The sequence below is a fragment of the Burkholderia sp. B10 genome (genome assembly GCF_004368385.1).
In the GTDB taxonomy this organism is placed as follows: Bacteria; Pseudomonadota; Gammaproteobacteria; order Burkholderiales; family Burkholderiaceae; genus Burkholderia; species Burkholderia vietnamiensis.
The window spans coordinates 18,194-42,653 of sequence record NZ_PQMX01000003.1 but is presented as its reverse complement, the minus strand read 5'-3'; the positions used below and the strand labels follow the sequence as shown (position 1 = coordinate 42,653).

The window sequence follows — 24,460 nt, the reverse complement described above, 5'->3', positions numbered from 1 at the left end:
ACTCCAGCCGAGCTCATCATGCGTACTCTTTCCGTCTCCGACTGCCTGCCGCACGATCTCGCGCAGGCGCTGCTGATCGGCCGCGTATGGCGGCACGACGGCGCCCACGCGGGCCCGAGCGTCGTCGCCGTGCGCGGCGGCGAACTGATCGACATCACGCGCACCGTGCCGACCACCGCGGACCTGTTCGACCGCGCCGACGCCGTCGACCTCGCGCGCAGCGCACCGGGCGAATCGCTCGGCCGCGTCGAGCCGCTGCTGCAGGCCGCGCTCGACGGCACGCCCGGCGCGTCCGGCGCGGCGCAGCTGCTCGCGCCGTGCGACGTGCAGGCCATCAAGGCCTGCGGCGTCACGTTCGCCGTCAGCCTGATCGAGCGCGTGATCGAGGAACAGGCCGGCGGCGATCCGGCGCGCGCGCGCGAGGTGCGCGCAGCGATCACCGCGACGCTCGGCACCGACCTGTCGAAAATCGTGCCCGGCTCGGACGCCGCGCTGCGCCTGAAGGCGGAACTCGAGCGGCGCGGCGCGTGGTCGCAATACATGGAGGTCGGCATCGGCCCCGACGCCGAGGTGTTCTCCAAGGCGCAGCCGATGTCGGCGGTGGGTTTCGGCGCGGACGTCGGCTTGCTGCCGGCATCGGTATGGAACAACCCGGAACCGGAGATCGTGCTGGCCGTCGCCAGCGACGGCCGGCCGGTCGGCGCGACGCTCGGCAACGATGTCAACCTGCGCGACATCGAAGGCCGCTCGGCGCTGCTGCTCGGCAAATGCAAGGACAACAACGGCTCGTGCGCGATCGGCCCGTTCGTGCGGCTGTTCGCCGACGGCTTCACGCTCGACGACGTGCGGCAGGCCAGCGTGTCGCTGCGCGTCGAAGGCGCCGATGACGGTTTCGTGCTCGACGGCATCAGCCACATGCGCGAGATCAGCCGCGACCCGACCGAGCTCGTCGCCCAGACCTGCGGCGCGCATCACCAGTACCCGGACGGCTTCATGCTGTTCCTCGGCACGATGTTCTCGCCGATCCAGGATCGCGACGCGCCGGGCGCCGGCTTCACGCACCACCTCGGCGACCGCGTGACGATCGCCACGCCCGCGCTCGGCGCGCTCGTGAACACCGTGCGGCTGTGCACGGAGATCGCGCCGTGGCGCTTCGGCGTGCGCGCGCTCTATGCGAACCTCGCGGCGCGCGGCCTGCTCGCCGAGTGAGGCGGCCTGCCGCGCGCGTCATGCCGCGGCTATGCCGCGCGCTCGCCGCTCACGCGCGGCGAGCGCAGCGTGCGCGGCACCAGGTTCGTCACCAGCAGCGCGCCGAGCATCAGCAGCATCGCAACCACCGCCAGCCCCGCATACGGCGCGCCGGTGCGCGTGAACAGCACGCCGACGAGCCACGAACTGAACGCGCCGCCGAGCGAGCCGAGCATGCTGATCGCCGCGATGCCCGCCGCCGCGGCGCGGCCGGTGAGCTGCGCCGCCGGAATCGTCCAGAACACGATCGGCACGGTGAACGCGCACAGCTGCGCGACGGCCAGCAGCGTCACGGTCATCCAGACGTGCCCGGCCGCGAACCGCAGGAGCAGCAGGCTGCACGCGGTGACGAGCATGCACGCGACCGTATGCCAGCGCCGCTCGCCGTGCCGGTCCGAACTCCACGCGATCGCGACGTTGCCGATCATCGTGAAGACCGAAATCAGCCCGGACAGCCAGCCGACGCCGGACACGGTCGCCACCCCGGACGCCTTCAACACCGACGGCGACCAGAACGTCACCGCGCCCATCCCGACGTAGACGCAGAAATAGATCGCCGCGAGCCCGAGCACGCGCCCGTTGCGAAGCACGTCGAGCACGCCGGCCCCGTCGTGCCCGACGACGGCAGCGGCCCGCTCGGCCTGCAGGTCGCGCGACAGCGCGTGCCGGTCCGCGGCCGACAGCCACGCCGCCTGTTCCGGCCGGTCGCTCAGCATCAGCGGCGCGATCAGGCCGAGCGCGATGGCCGGCAGACCTTCGATCAGAAACAGCCACTGCCAGCCGCGCAACCCGAGCGCGTCCTGCAGGTGCGCCATGATCCAGCCGGACAGCGGCCCGCCGATCATCCCGGCCACTGGCACGGCGAGCAGCAGCACGCTGTTCACGCGCGCGCGCACGGCATCCGGAAACCAGTACGACAGATACAGGATGAGGCCCGGAAAGAAGCCGGCCTCGGCCGCGCCGAGCAGAAAGCGCACGACGTACAGCGACACGCTGCCCGTCACGAACATCTGCGCGATCGTGCACAGCCCCCACAGCACCATGATGCGCATCAGCGTCCGGCTCGCGCCGATCCGCGCCAGCACCAGATTGCTCGGCACCTCGAACGCCGCGTAGCTGATGAAAAAGATGGCCGTCGCGGCACCGAACGCGGCCTCGCTCAGGCCGAGGTCCTGCAGGAACTGCAGCTTGGCGAAGCCGATGTTCACGCGGTCGATGAAGTTGACCACGTAGCAGACGAACAGAAACGGAAGCACGCGCAGCGCGACCCGGCGATACAGGAACGCAGAGGATGACTCGGACATCGACGGCTCCCGGAAGATGAACGTGGCTCGCGGCAGCCGCTCGCCGCCGCATGGCAGGGGGCGAGGCCGTCGTCCTGGCGTCCGGACGGCTGCCCCGATGAAGCCGCGCCCCGGCATGCCGAAACGCGTCGAGCGAACGGGCACCGATGCCAGGCCGCATGAACGAATTATATGAATCCCGTATTTTGGTACTAATAGGTGGTTTACATGAGATTGCATCCGCACCTTATTCATCAATGTCCCAAAATCGGGAATCCGACTTCAATCATCAACCAAGCCGGCGAGACGAGCAGCGTGCTTCGCGCCGCCTGCGGCCCGCGCGCGGCGGCGGAGCACGGGAGACGCGAGATCCGGGCCGGCGACGCTCTGCCCGGCGCCCGAGAACGGGCGACGCCGCGAGGCGGTCGGCGCGGAGCATGGCGCGATTTGCCGTCCGGGCGCGACTGCCCCATTCGAAGGCGACGCCTTCCGCCCTGTCTTCAAGCCGCGCTCTCGCCCGTCGCGGCGGCGCCAGCACCACCCGGCGACACCATGCGTAAACCCGCTCTCGACATTAAATTGAATCCCATATAATGGGATTCACCGACACGACGTGGACGACTACGGCAGCCATCACCCGCGGTCGATCCCGTTTCCAGCGGTCGCTTCACTTCATTACGGTCCCCGCAGACCGCGTCACCGCGCGGTTTTTTTCTGGATATGATCGTCTGCACGACCGGTCCCGTGACCGGCCGCCTTCAGCAAAACGCCGCGGCGGGCCGCGCATTGCGCGATTCCCGTGACCCGCGCCGGGCAGCATGAGCCGGCTTCGGCCGGCATTGAATTTGAGATGGGGCGCCTCAGCGACACCATGAACCTGCATGCCGAATCCCGCTGCTTCTCGGACGTCTTCCTCCATTCGCAGGCCATCGTGAACTGGTCGCAGCACTACGACCAGATCAGTCCGGGCATCGCCACGACGACGTTGCGCCAGGTGGCCGGCCAGCGCTTTCACGTGTTCCGCGAACGGATCAACCAGCGCGTCATGCAGCACGGCCTCGCGCCGCGCGGCCGCCTCTGCTTCGCGCTGCCGATCGCGAACACGGCCGCACCGATCGTGCAGGGGCGCACCGTCGCGCGTCCGAGCCTGCTGACGCTGCGCGGCGGCGAAGAATTCGTCGCGCATCTTCCGTGCGACACCGAGGTGCTCGCCTTCACGATCGATCGCACGCTCACGGCCGATCACGCGCTCGACGAACTGGCGAACCTGCCCGCGCGCGTCCTCCGGCAACCGGTGCTGCCGATCTCGCCGGTGCGCTACCGCACGGCGCTGGACGGCCTCGAGCGCGTGCTCTGCCAGGCGCTCGACCACGGTTCGCTCACGGCCCGCGACGCGTTCGACGAACGCGTGCTCGCCCATAACGTGGTCGGCATCCTGCTCGACCTCGTACAGTCGGACGAAGCGGATGCGGGCGCGCTGCCGTCGGCGTCGACGCAAAGCTACATCGTGCGGCGCAGCCAGGAAATCGCGCTGGACAGCGACGACGTGCCGACGGTGATCGATCTCTGCCATCACCTCCGAATCAGCCGCCGCACGCTGCAATACAGCTTTCAGAACGTCGTCGGCACCACGCCGACCGCCTACCTGCGCTCGATCCGGCTCAACGCGGTGCGCCGCTTCCTGATGACGACACCCGAGACGATGCGGATCGGCGACGCGGCGGCGCAATTCGGCTTTTGTCATTTCGGGCGCTTCTCCGCGTACTACCAGCAACATTTCCACGAGCTGCCGTCGCACACGCCGCGCCTGAGCTGAACCGTCGCCGCCGCGGCCGCGCGGTATCCGGGTAATTCCGTGCCGCACGGCGCGCGCGGATTGCCGATAGCGGACAACGTCCCGGATTTCGGCACCCTAAATTCTGGCGTCGGCCCGCTCGCACGCATGCACCCGATGCGTGACCGGGCGGCCGTCGAAGCACACACCTGTGTCGTGGCCGCACGGCAGCACCCGTTGCCGGATCGTCAGGATGGTCCCGCGGCGCACGGACATTGATCAGGCATGCCGTGGTCGCTTCCTGACGGACGATCCGGCCAGCGGGACTACTCATGAACGAATCGTCATCCCGGTCCGACGCGGGGCTCAGCAGGAACGCGGTCGGACTCTCACACATCGTCTTCTTCGTCGTCGCCGCGGCCGCGCCGCTCACCGCGATGGTCGGCGCGACACCGGCGGCGTTCTCGCTCGGCAACGGCCCCGGCGTGCCCGGCGTCTTCGTGCTGGCCGGCGTGATGTACCTGATCTTCAGCATCGGGTACGCGGCGATGAGCCGGCATATCTCCAACGCGGGCGCCTTCTATGCGTACATCGCGAACGGGCTCGGGCGGCCCGTCGGCGTGGGCGGCGCATTCGTCGCGATCGTCGCGTACAACGCGGTGCAGATCGCGATCTACAGCATGTTCGGCTTCTTTCTCAACAACGCCGTCCAGCAGCATTACGGCGTCGACGTGCCGTGGTGGGCGTTCGCGCTGGCCTGCGTCGCCGCCGTGCATCTCTGCGGCGCGCGACACATCGAGTTCAGCGGACGGCTGCTCGGCCTGCTGATGCTCGGCGAGATCGCGATCGTGATGCTGCTCGACGTCGCGATCGTCGCGCACGGCGCGACTACCGGCGGCTTCAGCGCGAGGCCGTTCCTGCCCGCGGCGGTGTTCGTGCCGGGCCTCGGCACCGCGCTCGTGTTCGTCCTCGGCTCGTACATGGGCTTCGAGGCCACGGCCATCTTCTCCGAGGAAGCGCGCGACCCGAAGCGCACGATCCCGCGCGCGACGTACCTGGCCGTGATCCTCATCATGGTGTTCTACGCGCTGTCGTCATGGGCGATCGTCGAGGCGTGGGGCGAAGGCCGCATCGCCGCGCAAGCGGCCCGCGATCCGGCCAATCTGTGGTTCGCCGTCAGCAGCCGGCTGCTCGGCAACATCGCCACCGATGCGATGAACGTGCTGCTCGTCACGAGCCTGTTCGCGGCCATCCTGTCGTTCCACAACACCATCACGCGCTATTTCTACGCGATGGGGCGGGAACGCGTGCTGTGGCGCAAGCTCGGCCATACGTGCCCCGTGCATCGCTGCCCCGACGTCGCGGGCAAGGTGCAGACGGTGATCGCGCTCGCGGCGATCGTCGGCTCGGCCGCGTTCCGGCTCGACCCGTTCGCCATCGTGTTCTCGTGGATGAGCGCGCTCGCGACGATCGGCATCATCGCCGTGCAGATCCTCGTGGCGACGTCGGTGATCGCCTTCTTCGCGCGCGACCATCGGGACGCCTCGATCGTGCACCGCCTGATCGCGCCGCTCGTCAGCGTGGTCGCGCTCGGCGCATGTCTCGTGCTGGTCATGCGCAACCTGTCGGTGCTGAGCGGATCGGACTCCGCGTTCGTCGCGATGTTTCCGTATTTCCTGCTCGCCATCGGCGCGCTCGGCATTCGCGCCGCATTGCGATTGAAGCGCAGCGATCCCGACCTGTACCGCGAACTCGGGCGCGCCGCCCAGTGAGCGCGGCCCGGCGCGCGCAGCGCTGCCGCCGCGCCGCACTCACGCCGCACTCACGCCGCACTCACGCCGCATTCCCACCGCCATCCCGCCGCGGGCGCGTCTATGCGTCGATGCATAGACGCGTCGCGCCGCCGTCGGCACGGGTATTCCCTGACCGGTACGCGCGGCAGCGATTGCCGATAGCGGACAACGCGCGCCGTTTCATCGACATACAGTGAATCCGACGTTGGACCGCGGCCGTGGCAGCCGTCATCGCCCCACCCGATCGGCCCGACGCTTCGTACCTGTGACACACGGACACCATGATGAAAATCCAGAACCTGATCGGCGGCCGGCATTGCGATGCCTCCACCGGCCGCACCTTCGACAAGCTGGCGCCCGCGACCGGAGACTGCATCTGCACCGTTCCCGCCTCGAGCGCCGACGACGTCGATCGCGCCGTGCGCGCCGCCCACGACGCATTGCACGACGACGCATGGGCGCGCGCGGGCGGCGCGGCCCGCGCCCGCTGGCTGTATCGGCTGGCGGACCTCGTCGAGCGCGAAAGCGAAGCGCTGGAGAGCCTGCTCGCCGTCGAACAAGGGCGGCCGCCGGCCGAGATGCGCATGATGGACCTGCCGATGAGCATCGACACGCTGCGCTATTTCGCCGGATGGGCCGACAAGCTCGAGGGCCGGACGATCCCGACCGACGGCTTCATGGGCCGCCCGACGCTCAGTTACACGCGGCGCGCGCCGGTCGGCGTCGCCGGCCAGATCGTGCCGTGGAACGCGCCGCTGATGATCGCCGTATGGAAGCTCGCACCGGCGCTCGCGGCCGGCTGCCCGGTGGTGATCAAGCCGTCCGAGGATGCGCCGCTCGCCGTGGCGCGGCTCGGCAAGCTCGCGTGCGAAGCCGGCCTGCCGGCCGGCGTCGTCAACATCGTGCACGGCATGGGCGCCGAGGTCGGCGCCGCGCTCGTCGCGCATCCGCTCGTCAGCAAGATCAGTTTCACCGGCAGTACCGAAGTCGGCCGCACGATCGCCTGCGATGCGGCGCGCACCTTCAAGCGCGTCACGCTCGAGCTCGGCGGCAAGGCCGCGCAGATCGTCTTCGCGGATGCCGATCTCGACCGCGCGATCCCGTCGCTGGTGGCCGGCATGTTCGCGAACCAGGGGCAGACGTGTGCGGCCGGCTCGCGCGTGCTCGCGCACCGGTCGATCGCGGACGCGCTCGAAGCGCGCCTCGCCGACGCCGCACGCGCCATCCGCGTCGGGCCGCCGACCGAGGCCGGCGTGCAGATGGGCGCGCTCATCAACCCGCGGCATCTCGCACGCGTGCGGGCGCACGTCGCGGCGGCGCTGGCCGAAGGCGCGGTCATGCTCGCCGGCGACGAACAGGTGCCGCCGCGCGGCTGCTTCATGCGCCCGACGATACTCGGCGGCGTGCATCCGGACATGCGCATCGCGCGCGAAGAAGTGTTCGGGCCGGTCGGCATGGTGATGCCGTTCGAGACCGAGGACGAGGCGATCCGGATCGCCAACGACACGCCGTTCGGCCTGTCCGCCTCGGTCTGGACGCAGGACGTCGGCACCGCGCACCGCGTCGCCGAGCGGCTCGACGTCGGCGCGGTCGCCATCAACGCATGGAGCCCGATCGATGCGCGCCTGCCGTGGGGCGGCACCCGGCAAAGCGGGATCGGGCGCGACCTGTCGAAGGCCGCGCTCGATTCGTACCTCGAGGAAAAGATCGTCACGGCCGCGCTGTGATGTCGCGGCGCACGCCGCGCCGCACCGTGTTCACGCACTTGAAGAGAGATATCTCATGGACTACCAAAAGCGACAAAAGCGGTTCTGGCACCCGATGAGCTCGGCCGCGGCCGGGCATACCACGCCGACGGTCATCATCGCCCGCGGCGACGGCAACTACGTGTACGACGTCGAAGGCCACCGCATGCTCGACGGCGTCGGCGGCCTGTGGAACGTCAACGTCGGCCACAACCGGCCGGAAGTGAAGGCCGCGATCGCGCGCCAGATGGACGAGCTGTCCTACTATCAGACCTTCGACGGCGTGGCCCACCCGCGCGTCTACGATCTGGCCGACCGCCTGTGCGCGATGTTCGAGCAGGAGGACATGCAGCGCGTCATGTTCGGCAGCGGCGGCTCCGACGCGATCGAGACCGCGCTGAAGATGGCGCGCCAGTACTGGGTCGCCGCGGGCGAGCCGTCGCGCACGAAGTTCCTGTCGCTGCGCAACGGCTATCACGGCGTGCACATGGGCGGCACGTCGATCGGCGGCAACGGCGTCTACCACTACAATCACGGTCCGCTGCTGCCCGGCTGCGTGCTGCTCGACACGCCGTGGCTGTATCGCAACCCGTGGAACTGCGATGATCCGGACGAGCTGGTCGAACACTGCATCCGGCAACTGGAAGACACGATCGCATTTCACGGCCAGCAGACCATCGCGGCGTTCGTCGCGGAGCCGGTGCAGGGCGCCGGCGGCCTGATCGTCCCGCCGGCCGGCTACTGGGCGCGCGTGCGGCGCGTATGCGACCGGCACGGCATCCTGCTGATCGCCGACGAAGTGGTGACCGGCTTCGGTCGCACCGGCAGCATGCTCGGCAGCCGCGGCTGGGGCGTCGCCGCCGACATCCTGTGCGTCGCCAAGGGCATTTCGGCCGGCTACGTGCCGCTCGGCGCGACGCTGTACAACGGCCGGATCGCGCAAGCGATCGAGCACGGCGCGGGCTTCTCGCACGTCGTCATGCACGGCTATACGTACAGCGGCCATCCGCTCGCCTGCGCCGCGTCGCTCGCCGTACTCGACATCGTCGAAGCCGAGGATCTGCCGGGCAACGCGGCGCGCATGGGCCAACGCCTGCTCGGGCAGCTGCTGCCGTTGACGCGCGACTTCGAAACGGTCGGCGACGTGCGCGGCAAGGGGCTGATGCTGGCGCTCGATCTCGTGACCGACAAGGCGAGCCGCACGCCGCTCGATCCCGGCAAGGGGTTCGCGGCGCGCGTGGCGGATGCCGCACGCAAGCGCGGCGTGCTGGTCCGGGCGATCGCCAATAAGATCGTGATGTCGCCGCCGCTGACGCTGCAGCCGGAAGAGACCGACCTCATCGCGCATGCGCTGCGCGACGCGCTGCAGGAGTGCTGCACGGACGCGCGAGCGATCGCCTGACGACGCGGCGCATCGGCCACACGCGCGTCGTTTCGACGGCGCGTGCGCCGCGCGGCGATCGGGGCATCGGCCCGGCGCGGGTTGTCCCACCCGGCGCGGGATGTCGAAGCAGGCGTTCGACATCCCGCCCTTCGCAGTTGTGCCTACACGAGAGACCATCCAGATGAACGACCAGGCTATTGCAATCCCGGCGCACAAGTATCCGCTCACGCTTCGGCTGCTTCACTGGCTCAGGGCGATCCTGATCGGTGCGCAGCTGTGGACCGGCTGGACGATGGTCCGGCTCGACGACAACCTGCCCGCCAAATTCGACTGGTACTACCCGACCCACAAGGAATTCGGCGTGCTCACGCTGCTGGTGGTCCTGACCCAACTGGCGATCCGCTCGATGCAGACGTTGCCGCCGCTGCCGGCGAGCCTGCCGAAACTCGACCGCAGGCTCGCCAGGCTCGCCCATTACCTGCTGTACGCGCTGGCCGTCGTCGTGCCGTTGATGGGCTATTCGATGTCGAGCACCTATACGCAGAGCGACGGCGTGCCGTTCTTCGGTCTGCGCGTGCCCGAGCTGCTGGCGAAGAACGACCACTGGTTCGTCGCGTTCCAGTGGCTGCACAGGACGCTCGCCTACACGCTGCTCGCGCTCGTCGTGCTGCACGTGCTCGCCGCGCTGAAGCACCGCTTCTTCGATCCGAACCGCGAGAACGACGTGTTGCGACGCATGCTGTAACGCCGTCGCCGCGCGCCTGCGCGCACCACCCGACGCTTCACCACCGGGCCGCTCGTCGCGGCCCGGCTCGTTCCACGTCACGTCTTTCGTCTTACCAACCGATGGCAGATCCTGTTCCGGCGGGAGGCGCGCGTGCGTGCCCGTCGCGACGCGGGCTGCCATTCCTGCGTCACCCGGAGATCGACAATGAAAAAGAGGATTGCGGCCGTAGCGGCCGTCACGGCGGCCTGCGCGATGGGGTTCAACCTGGGCGCTCACGCGCAGAGCAGCGTGACGCTTTACGGATCGATTGACCAAGGCATCAATTTCACGAGCAACGCGGCCGGAAGCCGCGCCTACCAGATGGTCAGCGGCGACACCGTCGGCAGCAACTGGGGGCTGAAGGGGACGGAAGATCTCGGCGGCGGCCTGCGAGCGATCTTCCAGCTCGAGAACGGTTTCAACGCGAGCACCGGCGCGCTCGGCGTCGCGTCACGGATGTTCGGCCGGCAGGCCTACGTCGGGCTCGATTCCGATCGCTTCGGCACACTCACGCTGGGCCGTCAGTACGACCCCACGCTCGACATGTGGAGCCCGTTCGCGGCCGCCGGCAACTGGCTCGGCGACTTCGGCGCCCACCCGTACGACAACGACAACGCCGACTGGGACTACCGCATCCAGAACAGCGTCAAGTACGTGTCGCCGGCGTACGGCGGCTTCAAGGGCGAAGTGCTCTACGGGCTCTCGAATCAGGCGGGCGGCTTCGCCCGCAACCGCGTCTACAGCGCCGCGATGCAGTACCAGGCCGGTGCGTTCTCCGCCGCCGTCGCGTATCTGAAGGCCAACAACGGCGGCGCGACGGCGGCCGGCGCGTTGTCGAGCGACGATACGGTTTTCAGCGGCCGTTCGCAGCAGAACATCGACGTCGGCACGTCGTACAAGTTCAATGACAAGCTGACGCTGTCCGCCGCCTATTCGCACGTCGACGTCTACAGCCCCGAGGCGAACGTCTACTTCACGAACCAGCCTGCGACGGGCTCGCAGAACGCGTGGAAGTTCGACAATTTCGAGGTCAGCGGCCAGTATTTCCTGCTGCCCGACGTGTGGTTCGGCGCCGCCTACACCTATACGCACGCGCGCGTCGCGACGGCGGCGGGCGACGCCTCGCCGAGCTGGCACCAGCTGTCGATGATGCTCGACTACGACCTCAGCAAGCGGACCTCCACGTACATCCAGGGTGCGTACCAGCATGCGACCGGCAACACCGGCACCGACTTCGACCATGCGCACGTGCTCGGCACCGCCGGACAGTCGTCGGGCCGCAACCAGCTCGCGTTGCGCATCGGGATGATGCATCGCTTCTGACATGCGCGCGGCGCGACGGCGGCCGCGCGTTGCGCGTGCCGGCCGTCGCGCGCCGCACCGTCAGAACTGGTGGCGCAGGCCCACGCGGACCGCGCTCTGGGTCGACCCCGACGCCGCGCCGCCGAGCGCGGCCTCGACCTGTGCGCCGTACGCGCTGTCGTGCCCGCGCGCGAATACCGCATACAGGCCGGTCCGTTTCGACAGCGAATAGTCGGCCGTCAGCGTGAGCTGGTTGGCCGAGCCCGTATCGCCGCCGCGTTGCTGGAACTGGAAGCCGCCGCCAAGTTGCAGCGACGGCGTCACTGCATAGGTCAGCCCGGCATCGTAGGTCGTGGCCCGCAGCGGTGCGGCCGCGCTGATCCGCACGTCCGACACCATGCCGAACACACGCAGCCGGCCGACGTCGTAGCCGGCGCCGCCCGAGAAGTTGCGGAGATTGCCGCCGGAGGTCACGTCGTGCTGGCCGAAATACACCAGCGCGGCGCTGAACGCACCATGCGTGTACGACACCATCGCGCTCTGCACGCTGCTGCGCGCGACCGTGCCCGGTACGTTGCCGAACCCCCACATGCCGCCGAACGACACGCCGCCGAAGGTCGGACTCACGTACTTCACCGCGTTGTTCACCTGCACGCCCCAGACGCGGTTGTCGAGCGCGCCGCCGGCCGACGCATTCGCCGGCAAGCCCCATGCAAGCAGGCCGGCCGGCGTATTCGCGCCGATCGCGAAGGCCGGCATCAGATCGCCGACGAAATCGAACTGGCGGCCGAGCGTCACGGTTCCCCAGTCCCCGCCGAGCCCGACGTACGCTTGCGAACTGAACGCGGCGCCCGGCACGGTGAGCGTGCCGTCGGAGGTCTGGAACTGGCTTTCGAGCCGGAAGACCGCAAAGCTCGCGCCGCCGAGATCCTCCCGGCCCGTCAGCCCCCACACGTCGTTGCGCGCCACGCCGGCCTGCAACGCGAGCTGGCGGCCGCCGCGCGGCGCCGACGCCACATTGCTCGTATAGGTGACGCCGGTGTCCAGCGAACCATAGAGCGTCACGCTCGATTGCGCGAACGCCGGCACGGCGCTGCCGCATCCGTAGATTGCCAGCACGCGGATCCACGTCTTCATCTTCACTCTCCTCTTCATGTAGGGATGCCTATCGAAATCCGTCGTTGCTGGTCGGTGCTGCGCGCCCTGCGGTCGGGCGCCGCGCGACCGACTTCAGTTAGACTACGGCCCTGTCGCCGGCGCAGCGGCAGCGTGCGCCGGCCCGCTTGCGCTGCAACGCCGTCGCGCCGCTCGTTCGGTTGCCGCAACCCGTCTGAACCCGGATCACGTCATGTCGAGCCTGACCAAAATGCTGTCCATCCTTGACGTCTTCTCGTCGTCCGCGACGTCGATGACCGCCGAGGAGATCGCCGAACACATGGGCTTCTCGCGCACCACGTGCTACCGCTACGTGAAGGAACTGGCGTCCGTCGGCCTGCTCGTCGGCAGCAATGGCCGCTATACGCTCGGGCCGCGCATCATCCATCTCGACTACAACATGCGGCAGTCCGACCCGACGCTGAATGCCGCGAAACCGGTGATTCAGCATCTGGTCCAGGTCACCGGCGGCGACGCGCTGGTGTCGACGCTATTCGACGAGCAGATCATCAACGTGATGCACGAGTCCGGCGCCGAAAACCTGCAGCTGGGCTTCGGGCGCGGCCGCATCATGCCGCTGTTCGTCGGCGCCTCGTCGAAGGTGATCGTCGCCGCGATGTCGCGCGCGCGCCTGAAGCGCCTGCACGAACGACACAACGCGGAGCTCGGCGAATTCGCGACCGACTGGACCGCGTTCTGGCGCCACTGCCAGCAGATCGTCGAGTCCGGCTACTGGATTTCGCGCGGCGAACTCGACGCGGGTTTCGTCGGTATCGCCGCACCGATCCGCACGGCCAGCAGCGGCGAAATCAACAGCAGCCTGTCGCTCGTGTTCCGCGCCGAGCACTTCGCGCTGTTCGACGAGCAGGTGCTCGGCAAACTGCTGATCGACGCCACCGCGCAGATCGGCGCAGCCACCTGAACACGCGCCGCGCCGCGCACGATCGGCGGCAGGCGTCCGTCGGTCAATTCATCTGCGTGACGAATTTCGTGACGAGATAGCCGTCGAACGCTTCCATGCCGCCTTCGCTGCCGAAGCCGCTGTCCTTCACGCCGCCGAACGGGATTTCCGCCGGCCCCATGCCGAAGTGATTGATGTTGACCATGCCGGCCTCGAGCGCGCGGCTGATCCGGTGCGCGTTGCGCGCCGACGTCGTGAACGCGTACGACGCGAGCCCGAACGGCAGGCGGTTGGCTTCGGCGAGCGCATCGTCGAGATCGTCGAACGGCACGATGCCCACGATCGGGCCAAACGGCTCGTCGTTCATCAGCCGCGTATCGCGCGTCGGGCCGAGCACGACCGTCGGCGCGAAATAGTGGCCGGGCCCCGGCAGGCGCATGCCGCCCGTGGCGATCTGCGCGCCTTTGGCCGTTGCGTCGGCCACGAAGGCGTCGATCTCGTCCACGCGCCGCGCATGCGCGAGCGGCCCCATCGTCACGCCCGCGTCCAGCCCGTAGCCGACGCGGATCGTGCCCACCGCGTCGAGATAGGCGCAGACGAACCGGTCGAACGCCGCGCGCTGCACGAAGAACCGCGTCGGCGATACGCACACCTGCCCGGCGTTGCGAAACTTGTACGCGGCCAGCATCGCCGCGGCGCGCTCGACGTCGGCGTCCGCGCAGACGAGCACCGGCGCATGACCGCCCAGCTCCATCGTCATGCGCTTCATCAGCGACGCGGCGAGCGCCGCCAGTTGCTTGCCGACGGGCACCGATCCGGTGAACGAAATCTTGCGCACCTGCGGCGCTTCGATCAGCTGCTTCGATACGTCGCCCGGCACGCCCCAGACGATGTTCAGGCAGCCAGGCGGCAAGCCGGCATCGTGAAACAGCTGCGCGAGCGCGACGATCGCGCTCGGCGATTCCTCCGGCCCTTTCAGCACCAGCGTGCATCCCGACGCCAGCGCGGCTGCGATCTTGTGCATCGCCTGGCTGAACGGGAAATTCCACGGCGAGAACGCCGCGCATACGCCGATCGGCTCGCGCAGCACCGTCTGCATGACGTCCGGGGAACGGGCCGGCACGACCCGCCCGTAGGTGCGGCGTCCCTCCTCCGCATGCCATTCGAGCTGCTCGGCCGCCGACACGACCTCGGCGATCGCCTCGCGAAGCGGCTTGCCCTGGTCCATCGTGATGTGCCGGCCGATGGTCTCGGCGCGCTCGCGCGCGAGCGCGGCGGCGCGACGCAGGAGGTCGGAACGCACGAGCGGCGACTCGTGCCGCCACGTGACGAATGCGCGATGCGCGGCCTGCACCGCGGCGTCGATGTCGTGCGCCGTCGCATGCGGCAGCTCGCCGAGCACGCGTGTGGTCCCGGGATCGACGACCGGTTGCGTGCGCCGGCCGTCGGCATCGTGGAACCTGCCGTCGATGTACAGCCGAAGCGGCGCGTAGTCGTGTCGGACGCCGGAGCTCATCCGGGAAGTCAGCGGAGTAAACGGAATCAACGCGGGTGCCTCACGTGGAATTGCATGAAGGGCGCCGGCGCGGCGCGTGACCGCCGCCGGCACGACGACCGGCAGGTCACGCCGCCGGTTGCGGCCGGGCCAGCAAACCGCCGATTTCCTGCCGGAGAATCCGGTTCTCCTGCCGGACCAGCAGATGCCGCACCTTGCCGCGGAACACGCCGAACGCCGGATCGGCCATCAGCGCCGCGCGACGCCGTGCGCGCTCGTCGAGCGAATCGAAGGCCCACAGATACACGAGCTGGTTCAGCGGCCCGACTTCGGTCGTGAAGCAGCCGACCATCGTGCCGAGCGCCTGCTCCTGCGGCGCGCGACCGCACTCCGCATAGAGCCGCAGATACTCGGCGACGCCGCCGGGCACCAGCGTATAGATGCGTTGCTCAACAAACATGCGCGGCCTCCGCTTGCTGCTGCGGCGCGAATGCGCGGAACGCGGCCGTCACGCCGGCGATGCCGACCGCGTCGGTCTGCGCGGCGACGTACCGGTCCGGACGGACGACGACCAGCGGCCCCGCATGCCGGTCGAACCAGTCGGCCATCGCGTTGTCGACGTCTTCGACGCACTCGCTGCCGTGCGCGCTCGCGATGCGCTGCTCGCGGCACGTGCCGCTGCGCGACCGGACGATCTGCACGAACTTCGCGCCCAGCGCGGTCCAGAACGCGCGATCGTCGTCGCTCAGGCTCGCTTGCGGATCGCATTGCCAGCCGATGATCGAAAACCACGGGCCGAGCACGTCGTCGAGCTTGCGGCGCACACCGTCGGCCGTTTCGACGTCGGGCTGGACGATCATCCGGCCGATCGCGCCCGACGCATCCGATGCGCCCGTCACCACGACCCCGCGCGTATAGCTCGGCATCGGCTTGAAACGCATTTGCAGCACGTAGTCCTTCAGGCCCGGCGCAAACCGCGCGGCCGCGAGCAGCCGATCGCGCAGGAATGCGACCGGAAGGCTGGTCGGCATCAGCATCGCGCCGAACGTGTCCGCGAGGTCGATCATCGCCTTCGCATGGGCGCGGCGCTCCGATTCGTAGGTCGCGAGCACGCCGGGGTTCAACCTACCGTGGACGATCCCGGCCAGCTTCCACGCGAGGTTGCCCACGTCGCGCAGGCCCGCATTCAGCCCTTGCCCGATCCACGGCGGGCTCAGGTGCGCGGCATCGCCGACGAGCGCTATGCGGCCCGCGACGAAGCGCTCCGCCACGCGCGAGTGATGCGTGTAGGTGCGCGCCCGGACGATCTCCAGCCGCTCGACGTCTTCGACGTACGGTGCGATCAGTGCGCGTATCGACTCCGGTTGCGCGATCGCCTGTTCGTCCTCGTGCGGAAACACGAGAAATTCCCAGCGCCGGTAGTTGAACGGCAGATAGATGCACACGTTCGGGCGGCGCGGGTCGCAGTTCAGCGCGGTGCAGGGCTGGTCGAGGCCGGCGTTCTTCACGTCGACCACGACCCACTTCATCGGATGCGTCGTGCCGGCGAGCGGGATGCCGAGCATCTCGCGCAGCGGACTGCGCCCGCCGTCGGCCGCCACCACGTAATCGGCGTCGAGCGCGTAGTGCTGCCCGTCGGCGCCCTGCACCCGCAGCGTCACGTGCGCGTCGTCCTGCTCCAGCCCGACGACTTCCTCGCCGGTGCGCAGCGACACGTGCGGATAGCGCGCCAGCGCGTCGCGCAACGTGCGCTCGGCCAGGTGCTGCATGAAGATGTTGCGTCGCCACCAGCCGAACTCGCGGACCGACGGACGCACGTCGGCGAAGCATTCGCCGCGCGCATTGAACATCCGCAACGGCACGTTCTGGATGATGTCGCGACTCAGCTCGTCGGCCACGCCGGCGGTCTGGAACAGCCGCAGCGCTTCGTCGTCGATGCCGACCGCGCGCGGGAAGTCGACGATCTGCGGCGCCCGCTCGACCACGACCGTATCGACGCCATACAGGCCGAGCAGGTTCGCCAGCGCCGCGCCGTTCGGCCCCGCGCCGACGATCGCGACCGAGGTCCGGTTCCGGTTGTCCGCTTTCATGCGCCCCGCTCCCCCGCGCGCCATGCCGGATCGTCGAGACGGTCGAGCCATTCGCGCAATGCGCCGTTGAACGCCGCGGGCCGATCGTCATGCACGTAGTGCGTCGCGCCCGCGATATCGACCCGCTCGATCACGGCGTTGGCCGCGCTCATGTCGGCCGCGACCTGCGCGGATAGAAAGTCCGAATCGCCGCCGCGCAGCAGCAGCGTCGGCACCCGCAGGCTCCGTATCAGCGGCCACAGGTCGACCAGTTGCTCGGGCGTCGCGGCGAGCCGCGCGGCCGCGATTCCCGCGGCGTCGTGCCGCCAGACGATGCGTCCGGGCGCGTCCTCCCGCAGCGAATGCGCGACGCGGGAATCGAGCGCCGCCTCCGGCAGGTTCGGCCGCTGGCGGCACCAGAACGCGCGCGCGTCGGCCCACGTCGCGAACCCGTCGGGCGTTTCCAGCAGCTCGCGCTTGATGCGCGCCGATCCGTGCGAGCCGACGGACGCACCGGGGCCCATGTCTTCGATCACGAGGCCGGCGAGCCGCTCCGGATCGCGGCCCGCATAGACGAACGCGTTGGCGCCGCCCATCGAATGGCCCACGAGCACGAAGCGCCGCAGGCCGAGCGCCCGTACCAGCGCGTCGAGATCGCGCACATAGGCCGCCGCGTAGTATTCGCGCCGCGGATCCCAGTCGCTCGCGCCGCGCCCGCGCTGATCGAGCGCGACGACGCGGTAGCGGTCGGTCAGCGCACGCGCCGCGTCGGCCCACGTCTGCGCGTAGCTGCGCAGGCCATGCAGCATCACCACGGCCGGCGCATCGTCGCGTCCCCAGCTGACGTAGTGCAGCCGCAAGCCGTCGCTGACGATCCATCCATCGGTTCCGGATGCCCGGTTCATCGTTCGCCCTCCGCGCCGCGCCAGCATTCAGACCAGACCGTCGCGGCCGACGATCTCGCTCGCCTTCAGCCCGCCGAGCCGCGCATGCAGGCGGCCGCGCGTCGCGAACGCGAAGATCACCAGCACTTCGTCATCGTTCGGCGCATCGGGGAACAGGCAGGTGACGGTGTCGTAGTGCGAGCGCACGTACAGCGCGTCCTTGTGCGCGAGAGGCACGTCGATCACCGTGTTGATCGGGCCGCGCTTGCCGCTCGACGGCACCCACGCCTTGCCGCCGCCGAGCGCCGCGCGGATCGGTTCGGCGAAGATCGACGTGAGGAACGCGTTGCCGTGCTCGTACTCGCCCGCCGAGCCGACGAGACACGCCTTGCCGTAGCTCTCGATCGCGCGCCTCGCCGCGAGCGCTTCGATGCGCCGCGCGAACTCGCGGCCGAGCGCGGGCGACGGACGCACGAGGTCGTCGAGGTTCTCGCTGAAACGCCCGGCGTACGGATTGTGGACGGCCGCCGCGATCACGATCTTGCGCAGCGGTTCGCCGTCGGCCAGCTGGCCGGTCTCGTTCGCGAGCGAATCCTCGATCTGCGTGTACCACTTGCGGATATGAAAGCCTTCGAAATTGGCGGTCTTGCTCATCGGGATTCCCTGGTCAATGGTGTGGATATGCGGTGGTTCGGAGCGGCAACGGCGGCGGCGACGCTAGTCGAACAGCGGTTCGAGCTGCGTCGGATCGCTCGGCGCGTGGTAGCGGTTGAGCACGCGCTTGCCTTCCTCGTCGTCGGTGACGGTCTCGCAGAAGAACTCGAGGCGGTTGCCGTCCGGATCGTTGAAGTACACGCCGATGCCCACCTTGTGATCGGTGATCTTGACGATCGGCACGTGGCGGCGGATCAGCATGCCGTACAGGCGGCGCAGCTCGGTCAGCCCGCCCGCGATTTCGAGGCCGTAGTGCTGCAGCCCGATCGTGCCGAGCTCCGCATCGGACGCCGCGCGGATCAGCGCGATGTCGTGATGCTTCTGTCCGAACGACATGAACACCCACTGATCGCCGCGCGCGGTTTCCTTCATGCCGAGCACGTCGGCGTACCAGGTGCTCGAGCGCACCGGATCGCGCACGAACAGCGACAGGTGGGTGCGCTGGACGTGCGGCGTCGGCATCGGCCGGCCGCTCGCGTTCGCGCGTTCGGCCTGCTGCCGGAAGTCGGATGACGTCATCGCGGGCTCCGGTCAGTGCGTGGATTGCGCATGGGCCACGAGCGGCGCTTCGAACGGCGTCCATGCGACCGCCGTGATCTCGCTGAAATCGCGCCATTCCTTGGTCCAGTTCCGGCCGCCGTCGCGCGAGCGGAACAGGTGGCCGTACTTGGTGCCCGCATAGACGAGCTCCGGGCGCGCGCCGTGGACGCCGAACGCCCAGAACGTCGAGTTCGGCGGCGTCTGCAGGTCCGTCTCGCGCCAGGCGCGGCCGCGGTCGGTCGAGCGGTAGATGCGGCTTTGCGTGCCCGGCGTGCCGTCGCCGATCGCCATCAGCAGTGCGCCGTCGGGCGTCGCCAGCGGCACGACCGTGCGGGTGTAGTACAGCCCGTCGAAACGCTCGCGCGACAGCTCGCCGTCCCACGTCCGTCCGTCGTCATCGCTCACGTACACGGCATTCACCGTCAGCAGCAGCGTGGTCTTGGGAGTATCGGCCGTCGCGGGCAACACGGCGATCGCGTGAATGTCGCTGTTGCGGATCGCGGTGCCTGCGCCGTCCACCCGCGCCCAGGTCGCGCCGCCGTCGCGGCTGCGCCATGCACCGCCTTCCTCGACGCCGTACCACACATTGCGGCTCTCGCTCGGGTCGACGCAGATCGTCAGCAGGCGCGGCCGGTTGACGCCGGAGCAGAACTCGGGGAATACGGGCGCCGTCGGCGTCCAGCTCATGCCGGCGTCGGTCGACTTGTAAAGCGCGGCCCGCGACGGCGCGCCGGTGCCCGCGTAGAGCACCGCCGGGTTCGCCGGATCGATCGCGATGGACCAGACGGTCTGCCCGTTCAGCGCGTTCGCGGGGCGATACCAGTGCGCGCCGCCGTCGTCGCTGATGCACAGTCCCGCATCGGCGCCGGCATACACGCGCGACGGCGTGGCCGGGTCCACGGCGAGCGCGCGCACGATGCCGTCGAACTCGATCGGCTCGGTCAGGCCGAGGCGATGCCAGGTCTTGCCGTCGTCGTTCGAGCGCAGGATGCCTTGTCCGGCCGTGGCGACCAGTACGGTTGCGGTCATGGGAAGCTCCTTGTGTCGGGAAGTCGGGGAAGTCGGGGAAATCAGAGGAAGATGCCGCGGGTGAGCCCGCCGTCGCAGCCGATCGACTCGCCGGTGATCGAGCCGGCTTTCGGCGACGCGAGAAACGCGACGATCCAGCCCATCTCCTCGGGCTGCAGCACGCGCCGGATCGGCGTCGCCTTGACGTAGTTGGCCTCGACCTCGGCGGCCGTCAGCCCCTGCTTGTGCGCTTCCTTCTCGTAGAGTTCGTGGATGTGCGGCGTCTCGACCACGCCCGGATGAATCGTGTTCACCGTGATGCCGAACGGCCCGAGCTGATCGGACAGCGTCTTGGTCAGATGCACGATCGCCACGTTGCGCATGCCGGACAGCTGCTTGCTGCCGCGGCCCGTCAGGCCGCCGACGTTCACGATCCGGCCGAAGCCGTTGCGGCGCATGTACGGCGCGGCCGCCTTCGCGCAGCGCAGGTAGCCGATCACCTTGATGTCGATGTCCTGCAGCAGGCCTTGCGGGTCCGCATGCTCCAGCTCCGCGCGCACCAGCCCGCCCGGATGCGCGGCGCCGTTGAGCAGGACGTCGAGGCGTCCGAAGCGTTCGACGCTGGCCGCCATCGCCGCTTCGATGGAGCGCATGTCGGTCGTGTCGAGCGTGACCGGCAGGATCGCGCCCGCGGCGCTGCCGAGCGGTTCGAGCGCCGTGCGAAGCTCGGCGGCGGCGGCCTCCAGGTGTTCCATGCGCCGCGCCGCGATCGTGACGTTGACGCCTTCGCGGGCCAGCTCCAGCGCAACGGCCTTGCCGATGCCCATGCTGCCGCCGGTGATGAACGCGGCCTTTCCGTTGAGTTGCAGATCCATGGCGAGAAATGATGAGAGTCGGGATTGATGGAGCGGGCAAGCGCCCGCTTAGGCGAGGCACATCTCGATGAGGCGCGGCCCGTCGGTGTGCGCGAGCGCGTCGTCCAGCGCGCGCGACAGCGCCTGCGTCGTGCTCACGCGCTCGGCCGGCACGCCGTAGCCGGCCGACAGCGCGAGCCAGTCGATCGGCGGATCGTCCAGCAGCGTCAGCCGGCTCGCGTGCGGCGTGTCGGCCGGCTGGCCGTTGCGCGCGAGTTCCGTCTGCAGGATCGCGTAGCGCCGGTTCGATGCGATCAGCATCACGATCGGCAGACGCTCGCGCGCCATCGTCCACAGCGCCTGGATCGTGTACTGCGCGCTGCCGTCGGATTGCAGCGCGAACACGCGGCGCGCCGGGCATGCGACGGCGGCGCCGAGCGCGACCGGCAGCCCCTGGCCGATCGCCCCGCCGGTGTTCGTGAGGATCGTGTGCCGGCGCGCGCGCGCCGACGCCGTCACGAACGGATACCCGCAGGTGCCGCCTTCGATCGACACGATCGCGTCGTCCGGCAGCGCGTCGGCCAGCACGCGCCCGGCCGTCTGCGGCGTCAGCGGCCCGGCTTCGACGTTCCAGCGTGCGACGCGCACACCGTCGACGTCGGCCGTCGCGCCGACGGCTTCGGCGAGCGCTTCCAGCGCCGCGTCGGCCGCCTCGCCCGGATCGGCCAGCGTGACGAGGTCCTCGGGCGGCGCGAGCTCGCCCGGGATGCCTTCGTATGCGAAGTACGTGACGGGCGCGAGCGCGCCGGCGAGCACGACCTTGCGCCCGGCGAGGGCCGCGCGCGCCGGCTCGGGAAAGTACGGCAGCCGGTCGATGTCCGGCAGGCCGCCGCCGCGCTCCGCGCGCGCGGGAAAGGTTTCGCCGAAACAAGCCGCGCCGGTGGCCGCCGCAATCCGCGCTGCCGCCTTCTGGCCGCGCGCGGACAGCGCTCGGGCGCCCAGCAGCAGCACCGCGGGCACGCCGGTGCGCAACAGGTCCGCGACCCGTGCGAGCCGGGCCGCGTCGAATGCGGGTGCGGCAGGGGCCGGTGCGGCCTGCGCACGCGGCTGCGACGCGGTTTCGTTCACGGCCGCCGACTGCAGATCGACCGGCAGCACCAGCGTCGCGACGCCCGAGGCCGCCGCGGTCGCTGCCGCGATCGCGGCAGCGGTGTCGCTCGCCAGATCGTCGGCATGCGCGACGCTGCGATACCAGACCGACACCGGCCGCGCGAGCGATTCGATGTCGGAGGTGAGCGGCGCGTCGTATTTCAGATGCGCGCGCGCGTGATCGCCGACGATGTTCAGGATCGGCGTGCGGGCACGACGGGCGTTGTGAAGGTTGGCGATGCCGTTCGCGTGGCCCGGCCCGAGGTGCAGCAGCGTCATCGCGGGCTTGCCGGCCATCCGGCCGTAACCGTCCGCGGCGCCCGTGCAGACGCCCTCGAACAGCCCCAGGATCGGACGCACGCCCGCCACCCGATCGAGCGCGACGACGAACGGCATTTCCGTCGTGCCGGGATTCGCGAAACAGATGTCGACGCCGCGCTCGCGCGCCGTTTCGAGCACGATGCTCGCGCCATCGCGGGTTCGGGCATCGGTGTCCAGGTGTGGGATTTCCATTCGGCGGCTCTGGGTAGGTGACGAAGTGGAATTCACTTTAATCCCGAAATACGGGATTTGTCAAACTATCGCTATTGACAACGGCGGCTGAACGGATTCACGTTTACCCGGTGAAATTGCGAATTCCTGTGGTTCAGATTGCTGTCCCGCCGCCGCCCGTCAGGCTGCGATACATCGCGAATTCCCGTATTTCGGTATTCATGGAAATGGCGTCGCGTTCGACCCGGCGCCGCTTGCCGGCGTGTTCGCGCGCGCTGAGGAGGCTCATTGATGGACGGACACGTGGGCCGCGCCAGGGGTGAAGACGAATCGCGACCGATCGAACGATGGAGAGAGGGAAGCCCGCACTCGCATCAGCGTGCGCTGGAAGGGCAATGTGAGCGGCGCCGAGCACTTGGCACTCGCCCGCGCTGGGGCGAACGTTCGGCTTGTTGACGGCAACAGCTACGGCGTGCGGCCGACGCCGTAGCTTGCGCCGGCCGCACGCGCGACGGTGGACGACTCGCAATCTCTGAGGCGAAGTCATCGACCCGTCGCATCGGTGTTCGCCGTTCGCGGTGTTGGCTCAACGCGCGCGGCGCGCCTGCGGTGTCCGTGCCGCTCGTTGTATTGGGGCGGGCGCGGCTTGTCGATCGGCGACCGTCTCGCGGCCGCGTTCGGCGCGGGCGCAACTCGAACACGCCGCCCAGTGGGCGGCTCGCGTTGCGCCTGTCAGCGTGCCGCCATCGGCATCGCGACCGCCGCGATAGCACGCGTCGCGCCGAGCGCGCGACGGTGCACCGTCGAGCAGCACGAGACACACGGCCATCGCCTGGCGGACGACCCGGCCATTTCGACGCGACGACGCGTTGCTATCCGAACCGCCCGCGTTCATCGCGAAAGCGTGATCGTCCCCGCCGCATGTACAAACCACGCCGGCAAGCCGACGCCACGCACCGGCCACGGATCGAACCGCTACTCGACGTTATCCGCCACGTCGGTCATCCGGATCATGTGCGGCCTGACGCCGTCGTCGTCCGCCGGCGCAGCTTCCTTCGGATGGATCAGTGCGTCGAGCCGCGCCTTCGTCGCGATGAACTCCGGCGTATTGACCTGCGAGCCGTCGCGCGGTCGCGGCAGCGGCACCTCGATCAACTCGTGCACCGAGCCCGGATTCGCCTTCAGCACCAGAATCCGGTCGGCCAGCAGGATCGCCTCGTCGAGATCGTGCGTGATGAACAGAATCGTCACGTCGATGTAGCGCCAGATGTCGAGCAGGTGCGCCTGCATCTTCGCGCGCGTCTGTGCGTCGAGCGCGCCGAACGGCTCGTCCATCAGCAGGATGCGCGGGCGGTTCGCGAGCGAGCGCGCGATCGCGACGCGCTGCTTCATCCCGCCCGACAGCTGGTGCGGATACACGTCGGCGAAGCGCGTGAGCCCGACCAGATCGAGCCACTGCAGCGCCTCGCGCTCGGCCTCGCCGCTGCTGCTGCCGTTCATCCGCAGGCCGAACATCACGTTCTTCTTCACGCTGAGCCACGGAAACAGCGTGTAGCCCTGAAACACCATCCCGCGATCGGCGCCCGGCCCCTGCACCGGCTTGCCGTCGAGCAGCACCTCGCCGCTCGTCTGCGTGTCGAGCCCGGCCAGGATGCGGATCAACGTCGACTTGCCGCAGCCCGACGGGCCGATCACGCAGACGAACTCGCGCCGGTGCGTGCGGAAGCTGATGTCGTCGAGCGCGACGCACTCGCCCTGCGGCGTCGCGAAACGCTTGCCGACGTGCCGCACGTCGAGGATCACGTCGCGGGCCTTGAGCCGCGCGAAGCGCTCGCGCACCGCGTCGGATTGAATCAGGTAGTCGGGAACGGCTTGCGGGTTCTGCATGATGGCCTCTGCAACGA

The 24,460-nt window shown here is 69.2% G+C and carries 21 protein-coding genes; 8 read left to right on the top strand and 13 right to left on the bottom strand.

Annotated elements, in window-relative coordinates; genetic code table 11:
• Positions 1-18 precede the first annotated feature (18 nt).
• A complete protein-coding gene (locus C3Y15_RS02310; RefSeq protein WP_059494782.1) occupies positions 19-1,209 on the top strand; it encodes a fumarylacetoacetate hydrolase family protein in 1,191 nt (396 codons plus the stop codon).
• 29 nt (positions 1,210-1,238) lie between these two features.
• Here the strand turns inward: C3Y15_RS02310 and C3Y15_RS02305 are convergent, their stop codons facing one another.
• Entirely contained in the window at positions 1,239-2,552 is a 1,314-nt protein-coding gene (locus C3Y15_RS02305) for an MFS transporter (RefSeq protein ID WP_059453778.1), read from the bottom strand.
• An 829-nt stretch (positions 2,553-3,381) separates the two neighbouring features.
• Between C3Y15_RS02305 and C3Y15_RS02300 the strand changes: the two genes are divergently transcribed.
• The 6 genes from C3Y15_RS02300 to C3Y15_RS02275 all read left to right on the top strand — a co-directional run bounded on the left by C3Y15_RS02300 (position 3,382) and on the right by C3Y15_RS02275 (position 11,316).
• Positions 3,382-4,347, top strand: a complete 966-nt coding sequence (locus C3Y15_RS02300) for a helix-turn-helix domain-containing protein (protein ID WP_243860176.1) — start codon at positions 3,382-3,384, stop codon at positions 4,345-4,347.
• Positions 4,348-4,637: 290 nt separating this feature from the next.
• The gene (locus C3Y15_RS02295; protein ID WP_059494780.1) at positions 4,638-6,077 is read left to right on the top strand and encodes an APC family permease; all 1,440 of its coding nucleotides are present in this window, start codon (positions 4,638-4,640) and stop codon (positions 6,075-6,077) included.
• 302 nt (positions 6,078-6,379) lie between these two features.
• Entirely contained in the window at positions 6,380-7,825 is a 1,446-nt protein-coding gene (locus tag C3Y15_RS02290) for an aldehyde dehydrogenase family protein (RefSeq protein WP_059494778.1), read from the top strand.
• A gap of 55 nt (positions 7,826-7,880) precedes the next feature.
• Complete coding sequence (locus C3Y15_RS02285) at positions 7,881-9,245, top strand: aspartate aminotransferase family protein (RefSeq protein WP_059494776.1); 1,365 nt, start codon at positions 7,881-7,883, stop codon at positions 9,243-9,245.
• A 163-nt stretch (positions 9,246-9,408) separates the two neighbouring features.
• Positions 9,409-9,972 carry a cytochrome b/b6 domain-containing protein gene (locus tag C3Y15_RS02280; RefSeq protein WP_059457142.1) on the top strand — a complete coding sequence of 188 codons (564 nt, stop codon included), beginning with the start codon at positions 9,409-9,411 and terminating at the stop codon, positions 9,970-9,972.
• 186 nt (positions 9,973-10,158) lie between these two features.
• On the top strand, positions 10,159-11,316 hold the full coding sequence (locus C3Y15_RS02275; protein ID WP_059494774.1) for a porin: 1,158 nt from the start codon (positions 10,159-10,161) through the stop codon (positions 11,314-11,316).
• A 60-nt stretch (positions 11,317-11,376) separates the two neighbouring features.
• Here the strand turns inward: C3Y15_RS02275 and C3Y15_RS02270 are convergent, their stop codons facing one another.
• Positions 11,377-12,432, bottom strand: a complete 1,056-nt coding sequence (locus tag C3Y15_RS02270; RefSeq protein WP_011879741.1) for a porin — start codon at positions 12,430-12,432, stop codon at positions 11,377-11,379.
• Positions 12,433-12,661: 229 nt separating this feature from the next.
• Between C3Y15_RS02270 and C3Y15_RS02265 the strand changes: the two genes are divergently transcribed.
• Complete coding sequence (locus C3Y15_RS02265; protein WP_224056569.1) at positions 12,662-13,372, top strand: IclR family transcriptional regulator; 711 nt, start codon at positions 12,662-12,664, stop codon at positions 13,370-13,372.
• A gap of 43 nt (positions 13,373-13,415) precedes the next feature.
• Here the strand turns inward: C3Y15_RS02265 and C3Y15_RS02260 are convergent, their stop codons facing one another.
• The 11 genes from C3Y15_RS02260 to C3Y15_RS02215 all read right to left on the bottom strand — a co-directional run bounded on the left by C3Y15_RS02260 (position 13,416) and on the right by C3Y15_RS02215 (position 24,443).
• Positions 13,416-14,867 carry an NAD-dependent succinate-semialdehyde dehydrogenase gene (locus tag C3Y15_RS02260; RefSeq protein ID WP_011879739.1) on the bottom strand — a complete coding sequence of 484 codons (1,452 nt, stop codon included), beginning with the start codon at positions 14,865-14,867 and terminating at the stop codon, positions 13,416-13,418.
• A 106-nt stretch (positions 14,868-14,973) separates the two neighbouring features.
• Positions 14,974-15,306, bottom strand: a complete 333-nt coding sequence (locus C3Y15_RS02255) for an NIPSNAP family protein (RefSeq protein WP_011879738.1) — start codon at positions 15,304-15,306, stop codon at positions 14,974-14,976.
• Entirely contained in the window at positions 15,296-16,936 is a 1,641-nt protein-coding gene (locus C3Y15_RS02250; protein ID WP_059494811.1) for a bifunctional 3-(3-hydroxy-phenyl)propionate/3-hydroxycinnamic acid hydroxylase, read from the bottom strand. The genes C3Y15_RS02255 and C3Y15_RS02250 overlap by 11 nt, the downstream gene beginning before the upstream one ends.
• A complete protein-coding gene (locus tag C3Y15_RS02245; protein WP_045579924.1) occupies positions 16,933-17,820 on the bottom strand; it encodes an alpha/beta hydrolase in 888 nt (295 codons plus the stop codon). Before C3Y15_RS02245 ends, C3Y15_RS02250 begins: the two co-directional genes overlap by 4 nt.
• 27 nt (positions 17,821-17,847) lie before the next feature.
• Positions 17,848-18,453: an amino acid synthesis family protein gene (locus C3Y15_RS02240; RefSeq protein ID WP_059548346.1), complete on the bottom strand. Its 606-nt coding sequence runs from the start codon at positions 18,451-18,453 to the stop codon at positions 17,848-17,850.
• Positions 18,454-18,516: 63 nt separating this feature from the next.
• Positions 18,517-19,032, bottom strand: coding sequence for a VOC family protein (locus C3Y15_RS02235; RefSeq protein WP_011879734.1), 516 nt, complete (start codon positions 19,030-19,032; stop codon positions 18,517-18,519).
• Positions 19,033-19,044: 12 nt separating this feature from the next.
• Entirely contained in the window at positions 19,045-20,082 is a 1,038-nt protein-coding gene (locus tag C3Y15_RS02230) for a sialidase family protein (RefSeq protein WP_059494769.1), read from the bottom strand.
• Between the two features lie 41 nt (positions 20,083-20,123).
• On the bottom strand, positions 20,124-20,936 hold the full coding sequence (locus tag C3Y15_RS02225; protein ID WP_011879732.1) for an SDR family oxidoreductase: 813 nt from the start codon (positions 20,934-20,936) through the stop codon (positions 20,124-20,126).
• Between the two features lie 48 nt (positions 20,937-20,984).
• Entirely contained in the window at positions 20,985-22,577 is a 1,593-nt protein-coding gene (locus C3Y15_RS02220; RefSeq protein WP_124259722.1) for an acetolactate synthase large subunit, read from the bottom strand.
• A gap of 133 nt (positions 22,578-22,710) precedes the next feature.
• Positions 22,711-22,845 carry a hypothetical protein gene (locus tag C3Y15_RS32515; RefSeq protein ID WP_257785818.1) on the bottom strand — a complete coding sequence of 45 codons (135 nt, stop codon included), beginning with the start codon at positions 22,843-22,845 and terminating at the stop codon, positions 22,711-22,713.
• A 686-nt stretch (positions 22,846-23,531) separates the two neighbouring features.
• The gene (locus C3Y15_RS02215) at positions 23,532-24,443 is read right to left on the bottom strand and encodes an ABC transporter ATP-binding protein (protein ID WP_124259721.1); all 912 of its coding nucleotides are present in this window, start codon (positions 24,441-24,443) and stop codon (positions 23,532-23,534) included.
• Between the last annotated feature and the right edge of the window lie 17 nt (positions 24,444-24,460).